The following is a 14,195-nucleotide window of genomic DNA, read 5'->3' as shown; positions in this document are numbered from 1 at the left end:
ACCCGCTCTGGTCGATCCTGGGATGGGGTGCATGACGGTAACGCGTCCTGGGGGTCCGGAGTCGCGGCCTCAGGGCCCGAACGAACCCTGCAGCTCCGCGCGCAGCTCCGGGGTGAGCAGCTGGCCGACCCGGTCGACCAGCAGCGTCATCTCGTAGCCGACGAGGCCGATGTCGCAGCTCGGCGAGGCGAGCACGGCCAGGCAGGAGCCGTCGCTGATCGACATCAGCAGCACGATCCCGCGGTCCATCTCGACGACGGTCTGCACGACGCCACCGGCGTCGAAGCAGCGCGCGGCGCCCTGGGTCAGGCTGACCAGACCGGATGCGACGGCGGCGAGCTGGTCGGCCCGGTCGCGCGGCAGCCGGTCGGACGCGGTCAGCAGCAGCCCGTCGGTCGACACCACGATGGCGTGCGCGACACCCGGGACGCGCTCCGCGAAGTTGGTGACCAGCCAGCCGAAACGGCTCTGGCTCGGCTGTGCCTGCGGTGCCCTCACTGGTTCTCCTCGGGGTCGGACGAGTTCGGTCGGTCCGCGGCGGGCTCGGGGGTGCCGGTCGCGGTGGTGTCCTGCGGGGCACGGGTGCCCTGCCGGTCGTGCTGGTCCTGCGGGTCGTGCTGCTCGGAGTCGCCGTCGACCGTGTCCGTCGTGCCGGCCAGTGCGTTGCGGCGGACACCGGAGGCGCTCTCCCGGCCCTGACGCACGCCCTGCTGGTAGCTGGCGAGACGGCCACGGACGCTCTCGGCGTCCCTCGGCTCCGCCGGAGCGGGGCTGAGCACGGTCGATCCTGCCGCACTGCCCGGGAGCAGTCGCGCCCGCGGGCGTCGCTTGGGCAGTCCGGCGGTCGTCAGGTCGTCACCGGTGGTCTCCGACTCGTCGCCGTCGGTGGCCTCGCGGGCCTGCCGCCAGACGTCGTCGGCGGGGGAGGCGAAGCCCGACGGGGGCGCCGGGGCGTCGGCCGCGGCGGGGGCCGGAGCACCGGCCGGGGCGCCGCCGTTCGGGCCGGCACCGTCCTGCCAGCGGACCGGCACCGAGCGGTTCGAGCGGAACCAGGCGGAGGCGATGTCGTCGAAGATCGGGGTGGTCTGACCCATGTCGAACCCGGTCTGGGCCCGGGCCGACTCGACCGCCCCGGGGCGCCGGAGCTGACCCCGGTCGCCCTCGACGGGCACCTTCGGTGCGAACAGCTCGTCCTGCGAGGAACCGGCGGCGTTCGCGGCGAGGCTCGCCGGGCCCGCGGCCCGGCCACTCTCCCGCTTCGGCAGCGGTGCGGGTGCCTGCCGGCCCGGCGCCTGCTGCACCGGACGCTCCTGCGGCGCCTCCGGGTGCTGAGCCTGTGGGACCGGCTGAGCCTGCTGGACCGGCTGTGCCTGCTGGGAGGCGGGCTGCTGCGGTCCGCGGGCCGGTGCCGGGGGCGGGCCCTGGCGGCCGGGCCCACGGGTGGGCAGCGCCGGTCCGGCGCCGCGGGCCGGCATGACCGGGCGTCGCGACGGGGAGGGGCGGGACCCGTTGGTGCGGGCCGGGAGCGGCCCGCCCATCGGCGTACGGCCGGACGGGCGGATCGTCGGGAGGGCCGCGGTCTCGGGGTCGGTACCGGCGGAGCCGCCGTCCCCGGATCCGGTCTCCCCGGACCCGCCGTCCGCTGCCGAGCCGTCCACGGATGCGGTGTCCGCGGGACGGTCGCCGTCGGCGCCGGTCCCGGGGACCTCCGTGGACGCGGCCGCCCCGGTGGTGTCGTCCGCGGTGGTGTCGGCGGTGTCGTCGACGTCTGTGGTGTCGGACGCGGTGGTGTCGGACGGGGCGCTCACGTCGGTTCCGGTCGCGTCCGCGGTCCCGGTCCCGTCGTGGGCGTGACCGTCGGTCCCGCGGGCGTCGGTGCGGTCCCCGGGGGCCGGGGGGAACGGCGCGATGCCGTTCGTCCGGGCCGCGAGCGGGGTCTCCTCCGGGGCGGTCCCGTCGGTGTCCCGGACGGCGTCCCGGTCGGTGGCGTCCTCGGTGTCCCCGTCGGCGTCCCGGTCGGCGACCGTGTCGGTGGCCCGGGGGGCCTCGGAGCCGTCGGTGTCCGGGTCGGTCGCGTCCGGACCGGCCTCGGTGTCGGCGTCGGCCTCCGCGGAGCCCTCGTCGTCGGCCGGGGTCCGCCGCTGGTCCTCGGGACGGTCACCGATCGCCCGGTCCAGGACGACGGTGTCGTCCATGTCGCGGTCGGCGCGGGCCCGGGCCGCGGCGGCCGCCGCAGCGGCACCCGCCAGCCCGAGCGCGGCGGCGGCCGACGGGGCCGCGGTGCCGCCGGAGCGGTCCGCGTCGTCGGTGCCGTCGGCATCGGTGTGGTCGACGCCGGTGTGGTCGGGGTCGGTGTGGTCGGTGCCGTCGGCGGGGACCGCGGCCTCGGTGTCCTCGGTGTCCGTGAGGGACCCGGCGCCGGTGCCCGCGTCGCCGGACGGGCCGTCACCGTCGCCGGACGGGGCCGGGCCGCTGGCTCGGAACGCCTCGGCGCCGCGCGGGGCGTCGCCGTCGGCGGGACCGGAGCCGGCCTCGTCGGCCGGGGTGAAGACGTCGGCCGGGGTACGCCCGTCGCGCGCGCCGTCCTGCGACGGTGCGAAGGCCGACAGACCCTGCGGGGCGGACCCGTTCAGGGTCGGGGCCGACCCGTCGGCGGTCTGCACGCCGGCGTCGCCGGGGGCCGCGTTCTTCGTCAGCGACGACCCTGGACGGCGCGTCGGCAGGCTCGAGCCCGAGCCGTTGCGCGCCGTCGTGGACGAGGGCGTGCCGGTCTCGAAGGTCGGGGTCATCGGGCCGTCGGAGCCCGCGACCATCGACGGCAGCGACCCACCGCGACCGTTCCCGTTCACCGCGACCGGGGAGTCCGGGCGGGGCCCGTCGGGCGCTCCGCCGCCGGTCAGCGCCGGGGCCGGCAGCTGCGGGGCCTGCTGCTCGCCACCCTGGGGCGGCACGCCGCCCCAGGTGCCCGGGTCGCCGTCGCGGCGCTGCTCGGGCAGCTGCGCGGAGGGCACCAGCTGCGGCGGGACGGTGACCGACGCGCTCAGCCCACCGGAGCCGCCGCCGACGGCGGCCGAGGCGAGCCGGACGCCGACGCGGTGCCGTGCGGCCAGCCGGCCGACCACGAACAGGCCCATCCGCCGGGAGGCCGACACGTCGACCTCGGCCGGACCGGACAGACGCTGGTTGGCGTCGACCAGCTCGGAGTCGGTCATGCCGACACCGCGGTCGGAGATCTCGACCAGCAGCGACTCGTCGGCGGTGCGGGTCGTCGACATGACGACCTGCGAGTCCGGCGGCGAGAAGTTCGTCGCGTTGTCCAGCAGCTCGGCGAGCAGGTGGACGAGGTCGTTCGCGGCGCGACCGGCGATCGTCGCGTTCGGCGGGGTCTGCACGACGACCCGCTGGTACTGCTCGACCTCCGACACCGCGGCCCGCAGGACGTCGACGACCTGCACCGGCGCCACGTTCCGCTTCGCCAGGTCGGTGCCCGCGAGGACCAGCAGGTTCTCGCTGTTGCGGCGCATACGGGTCGCGAGGTGGTCCAGCTGGAACAGGTTCGACAGCTGGTCCGGGTCCTGCTCGTTGCTCTCCAGCTGCTCGATCAGCTGCAGCTGGCGCTCGACCAGCGCCTGCGAGCGGCGGGAGAGGTTGACGAACATCGAGTTGACGTTCTGCTGCAGCGCGGCCTGGTCGGCGGCGAGGCGGATCGCCTGGCCGTGCACGGCGTCGAAGGCCCGTGCCACCTGGCCGATCTCGTCGCGGCTGTCCAGCGGGACCGGCTCGACGAGCGCGTTCGGTGCCTGCCCGGAGCGCATGCTCTGCACCGCCGCGGGCAGCTTCTGCTCCGCGACCTCGAGCGCCGAGCTGCGCAGCAGGCGCAGCGAACGGACCATCTGACGACCCAGCAGCAGGATGATGCCCGCGGTCAGCAGGATCGTGAGCATCAGCAGCACGGAGTTGAGGCCCGCGGTGTTGCCCGCCTGCTCGGCGGCCGCGGCCCGGCCGTCGACGAACGCCTGCTCGGCGGCAGCAGTGGACTGGTCCACCGCGGCGACGGACCGGTCGACGGCGGCGTTCCACGCGTTCGGGTCGACCGGCGGCGCGACCCCCGGCGGGACCGCGAGTGCCTGGTCGCGCAGCGCGTTGCGCTCGCCGTTCGCCTGGCCCGCGCCGAAGTTCCCGAAGGACTCGGCCTGCTCCGGCGTCAGCGACGACTGGAAGTCACCGGCCGCGGCCTGGAACGAGGCCTCGGCCCCGGTGACCTGCGCGCGCTGCTGCTCCTCCAGCGTCCCCGCGGCGAGCGCGCCACCGATCACGGTGCGCTCGAGCTGCAGGGCCTCGCGGGCGCTCGACCCGGCGGCGATCGCCGTGGTCAGGCCGGCGGTGTCGGCGGTCTGCAGCCGCCCCACCAGCGCCCGGTCCAGCCCCAGCGTGCGCTGGACGACCGCGGTGTAGCGGCCGGTGAGGTCGGCGGCCGCGGTCGGGCCCTCGGCGACCTGCGACCGGATGACCGGCAGCTGGCCCAGCGTGGTGTCCGCCTGCCGGCGGGCCGTGGCCAGGTCGGGGGCCTGCTGCTCGGCGGTGTCGAGCCCCGCCGTGGTGGCCTGCAGCGCCTGGTCGGTCGTGGCCTGCGCCCGGTCGACGGCGGCCCGGTCACCGAGCCGGTTGCCCGCCACGAAGCGGACCGCGGCGTCGCGCTCGGTCTGCAGTGCGCCGGTCAGCGTCTCGATCTGGCGGTGCACGTCGACCAGGCCGCTGCCGCGGCCGAGCTCCTCGGCCACGTTGGCCTGGTCGACGACGCGGACGGCGCCGATGGACAGGGCGAGGACCGTGGGCACCAGACCGACGACCGCCAGCTTGGCGACCAGGCTCCAGTTCCGCGGGTCGAGTCGCTCCGACCACGTGCTCGGGCGTTCCGTGCTGGTCACGGTGGTCACGGCGAGATCTCCCTGTCGGTCTCCGGTCCGGGGACGGGCGGCGCGGCGGGCACGAGGTCGGGGAGCATCAGCTGGTCCGGTGCGCCTTTCGGGGTCACGACGGGAACCGCTCGACCACACCACGACCGACACGGGGCGGCGGTTGCCGCGTCCCGGGGGAGTCGGACGGATATGATCGTGCCGGGTCCCGTCTGTGCGTGACGGACGGCTGCCGAGTCTAGCCCCCGGAACCCCCGTCTCCCGAGTGGCGTAGGGCCGGTTGCCTCATGGTCACGTGACGTGACACACGCCGACCGCTCGTCTCCGCTCGGCGTCCGGCGGACCCGCACCGCTCCGTTCCCCGGCCTCGAGAGGATTCGTTCCGTGACCGACGGCCCCCTGATCGTCCAGTCCGACAAGACGCTGCTGCTCGAGGTCGACCACCCCGACTCCGCGTCGGCCCGTGCGGCCATCGCGCCCTTCGCCGAGCTGGAGCGGGCACCCGAGCACGTCCACACCTACCGGGTCACCCCGCTGGCCCTGTGGAACGCGCGCGCCGCCGGGCACGACGCCGAGCAGGTCGTCGACGCGCTGGTCCGCTGGGCCCGCTACCCGGTCCCGCAGCCGCTCCTGGTCGACGTCGTCGACACGATGGGGCGCTACGGGCGGCTGCAGCTGTCCAACCACCCCGCGCACGGCCTCGTCCTCACCGCGCTGGACCGCGCCGTGCTGGAGGAGATCCTCCGGCAGAAGAAGATCAGCCCGATGCTGGGCGCGCGGCTCGACGACGACACCGTCGTCGTGCACCCGTCCGAGCGCGGGCACCTCAAGCAGGCGCTGCTCAAGGTCGGCTGGCCTGCCGAGGACCTCGCCGGGTACGTCGACGGCGAGGCCCACCCGATCGCCCTGGAGCAGGACGGCTGGACGCTGCGCGACTACCAGCAGCAGGCCGTCGACGGGTTCTGGGAGGGCGGCTCGGGCGTGGTCGTGCTGCCCTGCGGCGCCGGCAAGACGCTGGTCGGTGCGGCCGCGATGGCCAAGGCCGGCGCGACGACCCTGATCCTGGTCACCAACACCGTCTCCGGGCGGCAGTGGAAGCGCGAGCTGATCGCGCGGACGTCGCTGACCGAGGAGGAGATCGGCGAGTACTCGGGCGAGAAGAAGGAGATCCGCCCGGTCACCATCGCCACCTACCAGGTCGTCACCCGCAAGACCAAGGGCGAGTACAAGCACCTGGAGCTGTTCGACTCCCGCGACTGGGGCCTGGTCGTCTACGACGAGGTGCACCTCCTCCCGGCGCCGGTCTTCCGGATGACGGCGGACCTGCAGTCCCGCCGCAGGCTCGGCCTCACCGCGACCCTGGTCCGCGAGGACGGCCGCGAGGGCGACGTGTTCTCCCTGATCGGCCCGAAGCGCTACGACGCCCCGTGGCGTGACATCGAGGCGCAGGGCTGGATCGCGCCCGCCGAGTGCATCGAGGTGCGGGTCACGCTGACCGACGCCGAGCGGATGTCCTACGCGACGGCGGACTCCGAGGAGCGCTACCGGACGGCGTCGACGGCGAACACCAAGCTCAACGTCGTGCAGGCGATCCTCGACCGGCACTCCGGGGAGCAGACGCTCGTCATCGGGGCCTACCTGGAGCAGCTCGACGCGCTGGGGGAGAAGCTCGGTGCCCCGGTCATCCAGGGCTCCACCCGCAACAAGGAGCGGGAGAAGCTGTTCGACGCGTTCCGCCGCGGTGAGATCGCGACGCTGGTCGTCTCCAAGGTCGCGAACTTCTCCATCGACCTGCCGGAGGCGACGATCGCGGTGCAGGTCAGCGGCACGTTCGGGTCCCGACAGGAGGAGGCCCAGCGGCTCGGGCGCCTGCTGCGCCCGAAGAACGACGGCCGCCAGGCGCACTTCTACTCGGTGGTGTCCCGCGACACCGTGGACACCGACTACGCCGCGCACCGGCAGCGCTTCCTCGCCGAGCAGGGCTACGCCTACCGGATCGTCGACGCCGACGACCTCCTCGGCCCCGCCCTGCCCGACGCCGGCTGAGCCCGCTCACCCGGACCGGGGGCCTCCGTACGGCGCCGATCACGGGCACACTGGTGCCGTTCGCGACGGCCGGGGAGGGCACATGTCGACCGCCCTGTGGATCCTCGTGGGGATCGGGGCGTGGCTGGTCCTGTCGGTCGTCGTCGCGCTGGTGCTCGGCCGGGTGGTGCGCATGCGGGACCGGCAGGTGCCCGACCCGCCGCCCCGGCCGGGCCCGCCGTCCGCGGCCCCGCCGGAGCAGCGCGGCCCGGTCGAGCCGCCGCCCGGCCACCTCCCGCCCGGATCCCGCCCGCCCGAACCCCGCCCGCCGGGCTGAGCGGCACCGCGACCCCGGGACGCGCGGGGCCGCGCCCCTGAGACGGGACCGTCCCGGCTCCGGGTCGGTCTCCGGGCTCGTCCCGAGTCCCGGCGCGCGCCGGGACGACAGCCTGGAGCCATGGAGAACAACGCGAGCACGACCGGCACGGCACCGACCGGGACCGACGTCCACGACGCCTCGACCGAGGCCGTCGGGACCGACGACGCCGGGGTGACTGCCCGGGTTCCGGTCGCCGCGGCGGCCACCGGTCCCGACACGCTCGGCGCCGCCGGGGGCGCCACCCCCGGCATGCCGGAGGGCACCGGCACCGCGGGACCCGAGGTCCCGCCCACCGGCACCGGCCCCTCCGACGCGGGCCCGGCCGCCGCTCCGCACCCCGGGGCCGCCCACCCCGGTCCGGGCACCGGGGCGCCGTACACCGCGGGCGCGCCGTACGGCGGCGCCGGGACCCGGACGACGGCGCAGGCGATCGGCGACCGCGTCGCCGCGTTCCGGCTCCGGCGCAGCAGCACCGACCGGATGCTCGGCGGTGTCTGCGGCGGCCTCGCCGCCGACCTGGGTGCGGACGCCGCGCTGCTGCGCATCGCGGTCCTCGTCCTGACCCTGTTCACCGGAGGCGCGGCGGCACTGGTCTACCTCGCCGTCTGGCTGATCGCACCGGCCGCCTGAGCCGGCGGGGTGGGCGGGGTGTCGGCGTCGCGGCTCACGAGGGGGAGCCGCGACGCCGGAGCCCCGGTCCACTCAGGGCGTCAGCCCACCCGGCCCGTCAGCCGACCCAGCCCGTCGACACCCGGCCCGACCAGTTCGCCAGCCGCTCGGTCGGCCCCGCCTCCGGGCGGTGCTCCACGACCGGGCCGAACGGCACCGGGCCGCCACGCCGCTCGGCGGGCAGGTACGCGTGGGCGGTGGCGAGCGCCGTCGTCGCCAGCTCCGGGTCGGCCTCCGGGTCCTGCCCGGTGGCGACGGCCAGGTCCCAGCCGTGCACCAGCGTCTCGTTCAGGTAGACGGCCAGTGCGGCCCGCGCCGGGACCTCGCCGAACGGCAGCCGCGCGACCCGGTCGAGCAGCGCCTCGCCGTCCGGGCCGGACCAGACGGCCTGCAGTGCCGCCGCCTCGTCGACGTAGGCGGACACCGGGTCGTCGAGGACGTCGTCGCTGACCAGCGGGGCGGCCATCGGGTCGGTCCCGGCGGCCAGCGCCGCCGGCCTGCGCAGCGTCGTGACCAGGTGCGCGAGCAGGGTGCGGACGTCGAAGTCGTCGCAGGGGGTGGGGTCGGCCATCCGGTCGGCGGGGACGGCCCGGGCGAGGCCGGCGACCCAGTCGAGAGCGGCCAGGTAGGCGGGGCGCGGGTCGGTGGTGAGCGTCGGGTTCGTCATGGGCGCCAGCGTGCCCGCGATACCCGACACCTCCTGTCGTGATTCCGTGACATTCTCCGGGACGTGCGCGCCGACCGGCTCCTGTCCCTCGTGCTCCTGCTGCGCCACCGCGGCCGGACCACCGCCGCCGTGCTCGCGCGCGAGCTGGAGGTCTCCGAGCGCACCGTGCTGCGCGACGTCGAGGCCCTGTCCGCCGCGGGCATCCCGGTCTACGCCGAACGCGGCAGGCACGGCGGCTTCGCGCTGCTGCCGGGCTTCACCACCGACCTCACCGGCCTGACCCCGGGGGAGGCGGTCGCGCTGCTCGGCTCCGGCGCGACGTCGACGCCCGGCGCGCTCGGGCTGGGGCCGGAGTTCGCCTCGGCCATGCGCAAGATCGTCGCCGCGCTGCCGGACGCCGCCCGGGAACAGGCCACCGACGCCGCCGGCCGGGTGCTGGTCCGGCGCGGTGGCTGGCTGCGCGACTCCGACGACGGCGCGACCACCGACGTGCTCACCGCCGTCCAGCGCGCGGTGTTCGGCGGGGTCCGGCTCCGCATCCGCTACCGGACCGGGACCCGGCCGGGTGCGGAGCCCGGGCCCGCCGCCGAACGCGTCGTCGACCCGGTCGGGCTGGTCCAGGCGTCGGGGCGCTGGTACCTGCTGGCGCTGCGCGACGGGGAGGACCGCACCTACCGGGTGTCGCGGATCGAACAGGCCGAGCCGCTGGCCGAGCCCGCGCACCGGCCCGAGGGCGTCGACCTGGAGGAGCTGTGGCTGCGCCGCCGGGAGGACTTCCGGGCGCGGCGGCCCGGGATCCGGGTCCGCCTCGCGCTGCCCGCCGACCGCCGCGACGCGCTGTCCGCCGTCACCGTCGACGAGGAGCGGACACGGGACGGGACGACCGAGGTCGTCGCCGCGTTCGGGGACCTCGTCCACGCCGGGCGGGTGCTGTGGCCGTTGCTGCCGGACGTGCGGGTGCTGGACCCGCCGGAGCTGGTGACGGCGCTGCGGGAGCGGGCCCGCGCGGCCGTCGTCGCCCTGGGGTGACGGCGGCCCCCGGACGCGCCGCGGGGGCGGCACCGGCGAACCGGTACCGCCCCCGCGGGGTGGTGCTGTGTGCCTGGTGAGGCAGGACCGATCAGAAGTCCATGCCACCCATGCCACCGGTCGGGTCGGCGGGGGCGCCGCCACCCTTCTCCGGCTTGTCGGCGATGACCGCCTCGGTGGTGAGGAACAGGGCCGCGATGGAGGCCGCGTTCTGCAGCGCCGAGCGGGTCACCTTGGCGGGGTCGATGATCCCGGCCTTGATGAGGTCCTTGTACTCGCCGGTGGCGGCGTCGAGGCCCTCACCGGTGGGCAGGTTGCGGACCTTCTCCGCGACGACGCCGCCCTCGAGGCCGGCGTTGACCGCGATCTGCTTGAGCGGGGCCTCCAGCGCGACCTTGACGATGTTCGCGCCGGTGGCCTCGTCACCGTCCAGGCCGAGGCCCTCGAACAGACCGGCGCCGGCCTGGATGAGCGCCACGCCGCCGCCGGCGACGATGCCCTCCTCGACGGCCGCCTTCGCGTTGCGGACGGCGTCCTCGATGCGGTGCTTGCGCTCCTTGAGCTCGACCTCGGTCGCCGCGCCGGCCTTGATGACGGCGACGCCGCCGGCCAGCTTGGCGAGGCGCTCCTGGAGCTTCTCGCGGTCGTAGTCGGAGTCGGTGCGGTCGATCTCGGCGCGGATCTGGTTGACCCGGCCGGCGATCTGGTCGGCGTCACCGGCGCCGTCGACGATGGTGGTCTCGTCCTTGGTCACGACGACCTTGCGGGCGGTGCCCAGCAGGGACAGGTCGGCGGTGTCGAGCTTGAGGCCGACCTTCTCCGAGATGACCTCGCCACCGGTCAGGATGGCCATGTCGGCCAGCATCGCCTCGCGGCGGTCACCGAAGCCCGGGGCCTTGACGGCGACGGACTTGAAGGTGCCACGGATCTTGTTGACGACCAGGGTGGCCAGGGCCTCGCCCTCGACGTCCTCGGCGATGATGGCGAGCGGCTTGCCCGACTGCATGACCTTCTCCAGCAGCGGGAGCAGGTCCTTGACGGTCGAGATCTTGGAGGAGACGAGGAGGACGTACGGGTCCTCGAGCTCGACCTCCATGCGCTCGGCGTCGGTCACGAAGTAGGGCGAGATGTAGCCCTTGTCGAAGCGCATGCCCTCGGTGAGCTCGAGCTCGAGCCCGAAGGTCTGCGACTCCTCGACCGTGATGACGCCTTCCTTGCCGACCTTGTCCATCGCCTCGGCGATGAGCTCACCGATCTGCGGGTCGGCGGCCGAGATGGAGGCCGTGGCAGCGATCTGCTCCTTGGTCTCGATCTCCTTGGCCGACTTCAGCAGCGCCTGGGAGACGGCCTCGGTGGCCTTCTCGATGCCGCGCTTGAGCGACATCGGGTTCGCGCCGGCGGCCACGTTGCGCAGGCCCTCACGGACCAGCGCCTGGGCCAGCACGGTGGCGGTGGTGGTGCCGTCGCCCGCGATGTCGTCGGTCTTCTTGGCGACCTCCTTCACCAGCTCGGCGCCGATCTTCTCCCAGGAGTCCTCGAGCTCGATCTCCTTGGCGATCGACACACCGTCGTTGGTGATGGTCGGCGCGCCCCACTTCTTCTCGAGCACGACGTTGCGGCCCTTCGGGCCCAGCGTCACCTTGACGGCGTCGGCGAGGGTGTTCATGCCCCGCTCGAGGCCCCGACGGGCCTCCTCGTCGAACGCGATCTGCTTCGCCATGGGGGTGTTGCCCTCCGATAGAGGTGAGTCGAGTGATCGGATGCGGTGCCCGCGACGGACGCCCGGCAACCCTGCGCCGGACTCACCGACCCGACCTTGGCACTCCACGGACACGAGTGCCAGTGGATGCTGAGCCCGTTTCTAGCACTCGCCCGTGGTGAGTGCAAGCGGACCCTGCCCGGCTGCGGGCCGTCCGCGACGGCGGGCAGGATGGGGCCATGAGCACCTGGTCGCAGGCCGGTCCGCGCACCGTCTCCGAGCACGCCGCGGCGGTCGCGGCCCTGCTGCCGCCGACCGGGACCGAGCCGGTCGCGCTGGCCGCCGCGAGCGGCCGGGTACTGGCCGAGGACCTGACGGCGGGCGTCGCGCTGCCGCCCTTCGACAACTCCGCGATGGACGGCTACGCGGTCCGCGCGGCCGAGCTCGCCGGCGCCTCGGTGGCCTCGCCGGTGGAGCTCCCGGTCGCGGCCGACATCCCGGCCGGGCGCACCGACGTCCCCGCACTGGCGCCGGGCACGGTGGCCAGGATCATGACGGGCGCCCCCGTCCCCGGGGGCGCGGACGCGATCGTGCCGGTCGAGCAGACCGACGCCGGTCCCGGCGGCGGGCTCGACCGCGTCCGGATCAACGAGGCCCCGCAGCCGGGCGCGTTCGTCCGCCGGGCCGGTGAGGACGCCGCGTCGGGTGCCGTCGTGCTGCGCGCCGGGACGGTGCTGGCCGCGCCCCAGATCGGGCTCGCCGCCGCGGTCGGCCGGGCCGAGCTGCCGGTCCGCCGCCGCCCGCACGTGCTCGTGCTGTCCACCGGCTCGGAGCTCGTCGCCCCGGGCGGCACGCTGGAGCCCGGGCAGATCTACGAGTCCAACGGCACGATGCTCGCCGTCGCGGTCCGGGAGGCCGGTGCGACGGCCGAGCAGCTGTCCTTCGTCCCCGACGACGTCGAGCGGTTCCGCGCCGTGCTCGCGGAGAAGGTCGGCGACGGCGTGGACCTCGTCCTCACCTCCGGCGGCGTGAGCGCCGGCGCCTACGAGGTCGTCAAGGACGCCATGACCGGCCACGGCGTGGAGTTCGGCAAGGTCGCGATGCAGCCCGGCGGTCCGCAGGGCTGCGGGCGGCTCGAGCTGGGCGGGACCGAGGTCGCCACCGTCACCCTGCCCGGGAACCCGGTGAGCTCCCAGGTCTCGTTCGAGGTGTTCGTCCGGCCCGCGCTCCGGGCGGCGGCCGGGCACCCCGCACCGGAGCGGCCGGTGGTGACCGCCCGGCTGTCCGGGGCGCTGTCCTCGCCCGCCGGGCGCCGCCAGTTCCGGCGCGGCCTGCTCGACGCCGCCGCCGGGACCGTGTCCGAGGTGGGGTCCACCGGGTCGCACCTGATCGCGGCGCTCGCCCGGGCCGACTGCCTGATCGACCTGCCCGCCGACACCACCTCCGTCGCCGACGGCGAGCAGGTCGCGGTCTGGCTGCTCGACGCCCCGTGACCCGGCGGCCGGCGGTCACCGCCCGGCGCGCCGGGCGGTGACACGCGGAGCCGGGCGGGCCGGAAAGGCGTCCGGGTGTCGCGAGCAGGATCGCGCTCTGCGACGGGCCCACCACTCGCGCGGACGTGCGGCTGCGCCGAAAGTGTGAGCTGTTTCATAGGCAGTCGGGGCAACGATCTCACCGCGCGCGACGTCCTAGGGGGTGTCCGTTCGGCCGAAAGAGGTAGATCACGGCGGACATCCGTCGTGATCTGGACTGCCGGTCGTCGGAGAGGAATACTTTCTGGTGTGAAGGGGTAGACCCTTTACAGCACAAGACCCACCGCCCGTCGCTGGGGAGCGGACGAGCGGTTCCAAGGCCGGGGTCGTCGTCTCGGGGGACGACGGCCCCGGCCCTTTTAATGCCCCCGACCGGCCCGCGGGGTCGCGCACCGCGTGCGGACGGCGCCGGGTACGAACCGACGATCGTGCCACCGGTTCCGTCCCGGTACGGGGACCCCCGGATCCTCGGCGTGTCCCGGTCGTCCCGCCGGACAGCCGTCCGCGGCGCCCGCGTAGCGTTGGTGATCCCCCACCGGAGCATCAGGAGCCGACGACCCACCATGGCCGAAGGAACCGGGACCTCCCCGACCCACATCGCCCGACTGGTCCGGGACGCGATCCCCCCGATGCACCCGGGCGGGCGTCCGATCGTCGCCGGTGTGGCGCTCGCCGCGGCGGGGGTGCGCGCCCTCACCGGCCGCGGCACCCTGCCGGGCCTGCTCGCCACCGCGGCCACCGCGCTGTTCTTCCGCGACCCCGTCCGGACCCCGCCGCTGCGCACCGACGCGGTGCTGGCCCCCGCCGACGGCGCGGTCGCCACCGTGACCGAGACGGTCCCGCCCGCCGAGCTCGACCTGCCGCGCGTCCCGCACACCCGCGTCTCGATCTTCCTGACCGTGCTGGACGTGCACGTCCAGTGGGTCCCGGTGCACGGCCGGGTCGCGCGGGTCCGGTACTCGCCCGGCACGTTCCTGTCCGCGGACCTGGACAAGGCGAGCGAGGACAACGAGCGCAACGCGATCACCGTGGTCCGCGCCGACGGCGTCGGGGTCGGGGTCGTGCAGATCGCCGGCCTGCTGGCCCGCCGGATCGTCTGCGCCCTGCGCGACGGCGACGAGGTCGCCGCGGGCGAGCGGTTCGGCCTCATCCGGTTCGGCTCGCGCGTGGACACCTACCTCCCGCCCGGGACGACCGCGCTGGTCCGCCCCGGCCAGCGGACCGTGGGCGGGGAGACCGTGCTCGGCCTGGTGGCCGGGCCGGCGGAGCGCTGAGGTCG

At 75.3% G+C, this 14,195-nt stretch carries 10 protein-coding genes; 6 read left to right on the top strand and 4 right to left on the bottom strand.

From position 1 onward, the window contains the following. Nucleotides 1-69: 69 nt before the first annotated feature. Entirely contained in the window at nt 70-498 is a 429-nt protein-coding gene (locus DMP17_RS23960) for a roadblock/LC7 domain-containing protein (protein ID WP_020623626.1), read from the bottom strand. Then, nucleotides 495-4,937 carry a nitrate- and nitrite sensing domain-containing protein gene (locus tag DMP17_RS23955; protein ID WP_337830671.1) on the bottom strand — a complete coding sequence of 1,481 codons (4,443 nt, stop codon included), beginning with the start codon at nt 4,935-4,937 and terminating at the stop codon, nt 495-497. The genes DMP17_RS23960 and DMP17_RS23955 overlap by 4 nt, the downstream gene beginning before the upstream one ends. 363 nt (nt 4,938-5,300) lie before the next feature. Between DMP17_RS23955 and DMP17_RS23950 the strand changes: the two genes are divergently transcribed. The 3 genes from DMP17_RS23950 to DMP17_RS23940 all read left to right on the top strand — a co-directional run bounded on the left by DMP17_RS23950 (nt 5,301) and on the right by DMP17_RS23940 (nt 7,950). Then, nucleotides 5,301-6,962: a DNA repair helicase XPB gene (locus DMP17_RS23950; RefSeq protein WP_337830670.1), complete on the top strand. Its 1,662-nt coding sequence runs from the start codon at nt 5,301-5,303 to the stop codon at nt 6,960-6,962. Nucleotides 6,963-7,044: 82 nt separating this feature from the next. Further along, complete coding sequence (locus tag DMP17_RS23945; RefSeq protein WP_226354036.1) at nt 7,045-7,278, top strand: hypothetical protein; 234 nt, start codon at nt 7,045-7,047, stop codon at nt 7,276-7,278. A gap of 120 nt (nt 7,279-7,398) precedes the next feature. Then, on the top strand, nt 7,399-7,950 hold the full coding sequence (locus DMP17_RS23940) for a PspC domain-containing protein (protein WP_337830669.1): 552 nt from the start codon (nt 7,399-7,401) through the stop codon (nt 7,948-7,950). A 97-nt stretch (nt 7,951-8,047) separates the two neighbouring features. Here DMP17_RS23940 and DMP17_RS23935 read toward each other — a convergent pair whose 3' ends face one another. Continuing rightward, nucleotides 8,048-8,656 carry a TIGR03086 family metal-binding protein gene (locus DMP17_RS23935; RefSeq protein ID WP_226354035.1) on the bottom strand — a complete coding sequence of 203 codons (609 nt, stop codon included), beginning with the start codon at nt 8,654-8,656 and terminating at the stop codon, nt 8,048-8,050. 63 nt (nt 8,657-8,719) lie between these two features. On the opposite strand from DMP17_RS23935, the gene DMP17_RS23930 reads away from it, so the two are divergent. After that, a complete protein-coding gene (locus DMP17_RS23930; protein ID WP_337830668.1) occupies nt 8,720-9,685 on the top strand; it encodes a helix-turn-helix transcriptional regulator in 966 nt (321 codons plus the stop codon). A gap of 91 nt (nt 9,686-9,776) precedes the next feature. On the opposite strand, the gene groL is transcribed toward DMP17_RS23930, so the two are convergent. Beyond that, nucleotides 9,777-11,405 carry a chaperonin GroEL gene (gene groL / locus DMP17_RS23925; protein ID WP_020622657.1) on the bottom strand — a complete coding sequence of 543 codons (1,629 nt, stop codon included), beginning with the start codon at nt 11,403-11,405 and terminating at the stop codon, nt 9,777-9,779. Nucleotides 11,406-11,623: 218 nt separating this feature from the next. Here groL and moeA point away from each other — a divergent pair, with 218 nt between their 5' ends. Both moeA and DMP17_RS23915 read left to right on the top strand, forming a co-directional pair. Continuing rightward, complete coding sequence (moeA, locus tag DMP17_RS23920) at nt 11,624-12,877, top strand: molybdopterin molybdotransferase MoeA (protein WP_337830667.1); 1,254 nt, start codon at nt 11,624-11,626, stop codon at nt 12,875-12,877. A 602-nt stretch (nt 12,878-13,479) separates the two neighbouring features. Then, nucleotides 13,480-14,190 carry a phosphatidylserine decarboxylase gene (locus tag DMP17_RS23915; protein WP_062398262.1) on the top strand — a complete coding sequence of 237 codons (711 nt, stop codon included), beginning with the start codon at nt 13,480-13,482 and terminating at the stop codon, nt 14,188-14,190. Nucleotides 14,191-14,195 lie beyond the last annotated feature (5 nt).

The organism is Pseudonocardia sp. TMWB2A, from assembly GCF_017312135.1.
The sequence above is the reverse complement of the archived record's forward strand: the minus strand, read 5'-3'. Positions and strand labels throughout refer to the sequence as shown.

Excerpts from the sequence above, each read along its gene's own strand:
- DMP17_RS23945 (WP_226354036.1), top strand. The coding sequence starts at position 7,045 with ATGTCGACCGCCCTGTGGATCCTCGTGGGGATCGGGGCGTGGCTGGTC.
- DMP17_RS23940 (WP_337830669.1), top strand. The coding sequence starts at position 7,399 with ATGGAGAACAACGCGAGCACGACCGGCACGGCACCGACCGGGACCGAC.
- DMP17_RS23935 (WP_226354035.1), bottom strand. The coding sequence starts at position 8,656 with ATGACGAACCCGACGCTCACCACCGACCCGCGCCCCGCCTACCTGGCC.
- groL (WP_020622657.1), bottom strand. The coding sequence starts at position 11,405 with ATGGCGAAGCAGATCGCGTTCGACGAGGAGGCCCGTCGGGGCCTCGAG.
- moeA (WP_337830667.1), top strand. The coding sequence starts at position 11,624 with ATGAGCACCTGGTCGCAGGCCGGTCCGCGCACCGTCTCCGAGCACGCC.
- DMP17_RS23915 (WP_062398262.1), top strand. The coding sequence starts at position 13,480 with ATGGCCGAAGGAACCGGGACCTCCCCGACCCACATCGCCCGACTGGTC.